4 protein-coding genes and 1 tRNA gene are annotated in these 5867 nt (G+C 74.6%); all 5 read right to left on the reverse strand.

Annotation, left to right across the window (positions count from 1 at the left end; genetic code table 11):
• Positions 1-288 precede the first annotated feature (288 nt).
• Positions 289-362 (reverse strand) — tRNA-Thr (locus ACFU7Y_RS38525).
• 81 nt (positions 363-443) lie between these two features.
• Positions 444-1094 (reverse strand): leucine efflux protein LeuE, encoded by a 651-nt coding sequence (gene leuE / locus ACFU7Y_RS38530; protein WP_224278622.1) that lies wholly within the window; start codon positions 1092-1094, stop codon positions 444-446.
• 110 nt (positions 1095-1204) lie between these two features.
• The gene (locus ACFU7Y_RS38535) at positions 1205-2863 is read right to left on the reverse strand and encodes an alpha/beta hydrolase (RefSeq protein ID WP_380771142.1); all 1659 of its coding nucleotides are present in this window, start codon (positions 2861-2863) and stop codon (positions 1205-1207) included.
• A 143-nt stretch (positions 2864-3006) separates the two neighbouring features.
• Positions 3007-4230: a hypothetical protein gene (locus tag ACFU7Y_RS38540; RefSeq protein WP_380771143.1), complete on the reverse strand. Its 1224-nt coding sequence runs from the start codon at positions 4228-4230 to the stop codon at positions 3007-3009.
• 254 nt (positions 4231-4484) lie between these two features.
• On the reverse strand, positions 4485-5696 hold the full coding sequence (locus ACFU7Y_RS38545; RefSeq protein ID WP_224285332.1) for a DNA polymerase III subunit delta': 1212 nt from the start codon (positions 5694-5696) through the stop codon (positions 4485-4487).
• Positions 5697-5867 lie beyond the last annotated feature (171 nt).

Below are 5867 nucleotides of genomic sequence, written 5' to 3' on the forward strand. Positions count from 1 at the left end.
GTCAGCTGGCGGCTGCCCGCAGGACACGTTGATCTGAACTGGCGGAGATTCGATATTCCAGGCCTGTCGTCTTCCCGCGATGCCGATCACCGTGGTGGCCTTCAGCGGGCCGAGGACGGACAGCGGCCGGGCATTGGGGAGATGCCGCCGAGGGAGAACCACCTGGGTGTCGGCTGACTCACGCATCGCTCACGCAAGCGATCTCGTAGCGCGTCGCCGCCACCTGCCCAAACGCCAAGAAACGGCAAAAGGCCCAGGTCATGGGCTATCTGACCTGGGCCTTCACTGAGCCGCCTGCGGGATTCGAACCCGCGACCTACGCATTACGAGTGCGTTGCTCTGGCCAACTGAGCTAAGGCGGCACCGTTGCCGACGTGTCGTGGCAACGCGGGCCAGTCTACACAGGTTCGCGGGTGATCCGTAACGGGATACCGGGGCGGCGGTCAGGCGGAGGAGACGGCGAGTTTGGCGGCGAAGCCGGCGAAGAGGACGGCAACGCCGCTGGTGAGGGTGGCGGAGAGTCGCTTGCGGCGGCGGAAGGCGGTGGCGAGGGTGGTGCCCGCGAAGATCAGGAGGGAGAGGTAGAGGAAGCTGAAGGTCTGGAGGACGCCGCCGAGGAGGGCGAAGGAGAGGGCGGGCCGGCCGTAGGCGGGGTCGACGAACTGGGTGAAGAAGGAGAGCAGGAAGAGGATGGCCTTCGGGTTGAGGAGGCTGATCACCAGGGCGCGGCGGAAGGGCTGCTCGGTGGATTCGGGGGCCGGTTCGGCGGTGGGGTCGGCCGCGGCCCGGCGTTCGCGCCAGAGCTGGCGGGCGGCGCGGAGCATGCCGTAGCCGATCCAGAGCAGGTAGGCGGCGCCGCCGAACTTGACCACCGCGAAGACGGCCGGGTTGGCCTTGAGCAGGGAGGCCGCGCCCAGCGAGGTGAGGCTGATCAGGGTGAGGTCGCCGACGAAGACGCCGGCCGCGGCCCGGTAGCCGGTGCGGATGCCCTTGCGGGCCGCGACGGACAGTACGTACAGGGAGTTGGGGCCGGGCAGCAGGATGATGACGAGGGCGCCGAGGACGTACGTCGCCAGGTCGTTGACTCCGAGCACGATGAGCTCCGGTGCAGGGGAGGGGGGTGGGGGGAGGCTCATCGTAACGTCGCACCGGTAGTCGGTTGAAGTGAGAACGACCTGTCGGTCTCCCGCCGTCCGGGCCGGCCCTACCGGTCGCAGCGCTTGCCCTGCTCCGGGGCCTCCCCGGTCAGCAGGAAGCGGTTCACCGCTCCGTCCACACAGGTGCTGTGCCGGCCGTACGCGGTGTGGCCGTCGCCGTCGAAGGTGAGCAGGCGGCCGGACTCCAGCTGGCCGGCCAGTGACTGGGCCCAGGCGTACGGGGTGGCCGGGTCGCGGGTGGTGCCGATGACGACGATCGGGGCGGCGCCGGCGGCCCGGATGGTGTGCGCCGTGCCGGTGGCACGGACCGGCCAGTAGGTGCAGGCCAGGGCCATCCAGGCCATGTCGCGCCCGAAGTGCGGCGAGACCCGCTCGAACTCCGGCACCGCCCGTCGGACGTCCTCCGGTCCGCCGAACGGCGCGGGCAGGTCGAGGCAGTTCACCGCGGTGTTGGCGAACATCAGGTTGGGGTACGAGCCGTCCGCCTTGCGCCCGTAGTAGTCGTCCGAGAGCTTCAGCAGGCCGGTGCCGTCCCCGGCCTTGGCGTCGGTGAGCGCGGTGCGCAGCCTGGGCCAGAGGAAGTCGGCGTACATGGCCCGGATGACGCCGGTGGTCGCCTGGGGCCCGGTGAGCCGGCGGCCGTCGTCGGCGGTGGTGGGCAGCGAGCCGGTGCGGACGCCCGCGAGCAGGGCGGTGAGCTGCTCGCCGACCTGCTGCTCGGTGCGGCCGAGCGGGCAGTCCTCGCGCTGGGCGCAGTCCTTGGCGAAGGCCGCCCAGGCGGTCTCGAAGCCGCCCGCCTGTACGCGGTTGCCGGTGACGGAGTCGAGCGCCGGGTCCATCGCGCCGTCGAGCACCAGCCGCCCGACCCGGCTCGGGAACAGCCCGGCATAGGTGGCGCCGAGGAAGGTGCCGTAGGACTTGCCGACGTAGTTCAGCTTCTCGTCGCCGAGCAGGGCGCGCAGCACGTCCATGTCGCGGGCGCCCTCGACGGTGCTGAGGTGGCCGAGCGCCGCCCCGGCCTGCTTCCGGCAGCCCTCGGCGAACTCCTTGTCGGCCGCGATCAGCGCGTCGATCCCGTGCTGGTCGCCGGGGGGCAGGCCGACGGCGGTGTAGGCGTCCATCCGGTCGCCGCTCAGGCAGCTGACGGGGTTGCTGCGGCCCACCCCGCGCGGGTCGAGGCCGACCAGGTCGTACCGGGCCCGCACCCCGCGGTCGTACGTCCGGGCGGCGGCCTCCAGGTACTCGATCGCCGAGCCGCCGGGCCCGCCCGGGTTGAGCAGCAGGGATCCGAGCCGCGGGCCCTGGGAGTCGGAAGGAGGGACGGCGCCGGACGGGGAGGCGGAGGAGCCGGATCCGGAGCCCGACGGTTCCGCCGCCGCGCGGGCGGCCGCCAGGGTGAGGTCCCCGTCCCCCGGGTGGTCGTAGTCCAGCGGCACCCGGAACGTCGTGCACTCGAACCCGCTGTCGCACGGCTGCCAGGCCAGGCGTTGCGCGTAGTACGGCGCCAGCGCGGCCGGGACGGCGGCGGGCAGCGGCTCCAGCGGAGTGGCTCCGGCGGCCGCGTCCGCCGCGGCTGCCGAGTCCGAGGAGGACGCCGTCGGCGCCCCGGACGGATCGGAGCTGCACCCGCCCGCCAGCAGCCCGACGACGACCAGCGCCGCAGCCACTACCCGTGCCCGTGCCCGTGCCCGCCCGGAAGTCCTCATCCGCCACCTCTCCGCAATCGACCAGCACGTGGAACAACCTGTGGAACAACCAGCGGACCAACGCGCGGAGCACCCCGGAGGAAACGCCGCTGCCCGGCACCCGCCCCGGGGTACCGGGCAGCGTAGCGCCGCCGGGCCTGCCCTCAGGACGCCTTGGCCAGCGCCTCGGCCAGGAACTGCGCCGCCTGCCGGACCAGCCGCAGCCGCTCCCGCTCGGGGGTGAAGTCCTGCACGTTGTCGGAGATCCGCACCTCGGCCTTGGCCGCCGCTCCGGGGCCCGCCTTCAGCGCGGACTGGAGCCGGCGGGCCGCGTCCAGCCCGGCGGAGTCGGCCTTGGCGGCGGCCAGCAGCAGCTTGGCCGCGCTGCCGGCCGGGGCCTCGGCGCCGGTCTGGGTGAGCGCGGTGGCGTCGTAGCGGCCGGAGACCGCCGCGGCCGCGGCGTACAGGTCGGGCCGGGACAGTACGGCGGCGGCCGCGCAGGGCGCACCGCCCTCGACACCGAGGACTCCCCAGGAGGCCGGGCCGGGCGGCAGGGCGCGGAAGGTGGTCACGACGGTGGTGCGCAGCGTCGCGTCGTCGGCGACGGCGGCCGGGGCCGCGGCGACCAGCTCGCAGGGGTGCGCGGTGCCGTTCGGTGCCTCGGGGGCGACCAGGATGAACGGGTGGGCCTTGCCGCTCTGGAGAGCCGAACCGATGCCCTCGAAGACGTCCGGGACCTCGGCGTCGGCGGTCTTCCGGGGCGCGGCCGCGTGCATCACGACGACCGGGAAGCGGGCGTTCGGCTCCTTGGCGTACTGCGGCGGGAGCCAGACCCGCACGTTGCGGGGTTGGCCGTCGGGGCCGAGCACGGCGGACTGGAGCAGCTCGCCACCACCGGGGTGGCCGACGCTGTCGAAGCGGCTGACCACGGCGGGAGCCTCGGCAGCTCCGACGGCGGCCGGGGCGGCGGGCGGGGCAGCGGGCGAGGCGGCGGGCGAGGCAGCAGGCGAGGCAGCAGGCGGTGCGGCGGCCGCGGGCGGCGCCGCCTGCTGCTGCTGCCGGACCACCCCCGCATCGGGCCCGGCACCCGACCCCGCGTCCGAACCCGCGCGCGTCGTGCCCACGACCGGCTCCGCCCGGTTCGGCTCGTGGGTGCCCGGCCGGAGACCGCCGAAGGCGCCGAGCGTGGTGAGCACCGTCAGAGCGGTGACGCACACCCCGCAGACCATCGCCCCGGCCGCCCGCACCAGCATCGGCCAGCGCTCACCGGTCAGCTCGTAGGTCTCGGCGGCGCGCAGGTCGCGCCAGCGGAGTTGGGCGCCCCGGGCCAGCCAGATCCCGCCGAGGGCGGCGGCCAGCAGGGGGATGATGAGGAGCGAACGAACCACGGAACGCACCACCTCTGGAGGGGGCCGCGCCGAACCGGAACCGGCGCGTACGGGAGGCGACCGCCCCGGCACCGAGCGCAGTCGGCCCCCAGCGTGCACAACGGGCGGACGGTCACACGACGGTGTGCCCGGCGAGTGTCGCTCGTTCACTCGAAGGTGGGACGGCCCGCGCTCCGCGAGGCCTACGGGCATCGCCCGTCGGAGTAGTGGCCCGCCCGGTGGAACGCCCTCAGGGCGACGGCCCGGCCCGATGCTCAGCCCGCGCGCAACGCCACCGTCATCGCCTCGACCGCGAGCAGCGGGTCCACGTTGCGGTCCAGCGCCTGGCGGCAGGCCAGCACCGCCTCGATCCGGCGCAGCGTGCTCTCCGCCGGACCGGCCTGGGCCACCCGGTTCAGCGCTTGCCGCTGGTCTTCGTTGGCGAGCGCACCGGTGGAGCCGAGCTGGATGGCGAGCACGTCCCGGTAGAAGCCGAGCAGGTCGAGCAGGGCGACGCCGAGGGTCTCCCGGCGGGTGCGGGTGGCCCGGCTCTTCTGCCGTTTCTCCAGCTCCTTGACCGCACCGGCCATTCCGCGCGGCGCCTTGCCGCCCTCGGCGGCGCCATAGGCGGCCTTGAGGTCGTCGGTCTCCTTGGCGTCCTGGGTCTCGGCGAGCGCCTCGGCATCGGCCTTGGCGGTGTCGACCAGGCGCTGGGCGGCGGTCAGGCAGCCTCCGATGTCGCCGACCTCCAGCGGGATGCGCAGTACCTCGGCCCGGCGCGTCCGGGCCTGCTCGTCGACGGCGAGGCGGCGCGAGCGCTCGATGTCGCCCTGCCCGGCGAGCGCGGCGAGCCGGGCGGTCTCCGGGTCGACACCGTCGCGGCGGACCAGGGTGTCGGCGACCGCCTCGGCTGCGGGGGTGCGCAGCACCAACAGGCGGCAGCGCGAGCGGATGGTCGGCAGCACGTCCTGGACGGAGGGGGCGCAGAGCAGCCAGACGGTGCGCGGGGAGGGCTCCTCCACGCCCTTGAGCAGCGCGTTCGCGGCGGCCTCGGTGAGCCGGTGGGCGGCGTCCACCAGGATCACGGACCAGCGGCCGCCGGTCGGGTAGCTGGAGGCGCGCAGCACCAGGTCGCGCATGTCGCCGACGCCGATGGAGAGGCCGTCCGTCCGGACGTACTTCACGTCGGCGTGGCTGCCGGCCAGCACGGTGTGGCAGCCGTTGCAGAACCCGCAGCCGGGCGTGCCGCCGAGCGCAAGGTCGGGGCTGGTGCACTGGAGGGCGGCGGCGAAGGCGCGCGCGGCGGTGACCTGCCCGGCGCCGGGCGGGCCGGTGAACAGCCAGGCGTGCGTCATCAGGGAGGCGTTCGCGCCCTCGACCGGGGCGGCCCCGCGACCGGCCTCGACCGTCGCCCCGGCCGCCCGGGCGGCGGCGGTCAGCTGTTCGACCACCCGCTCCTGGCCCACCAGGTCGTCCCAGACGGCCACTGCTGCTCCCAAGCTCCGTACGGCAGCGCTCGTGGCGCCTCTTCCCCGCCGTCGAGCATACGTCTCCGCTCCGACACCCACTGCTCCGTCCGGGTCACGGCGGACGGGGAGGCCGACCCCACGGCGACAGGGGGTCCTGCCCCACGGGCGCCGGAACGCCGCCCGCCGGAC

The sequence above is a fragment of the Kitasatospora sp. NPDC057542 genome (assembly GCF_042801945.1).
GTDB lineage: Bacteria > Actinomycetota > Actinomycetes > Streptomycetales > Streptomycetaceae > Kitasatospora.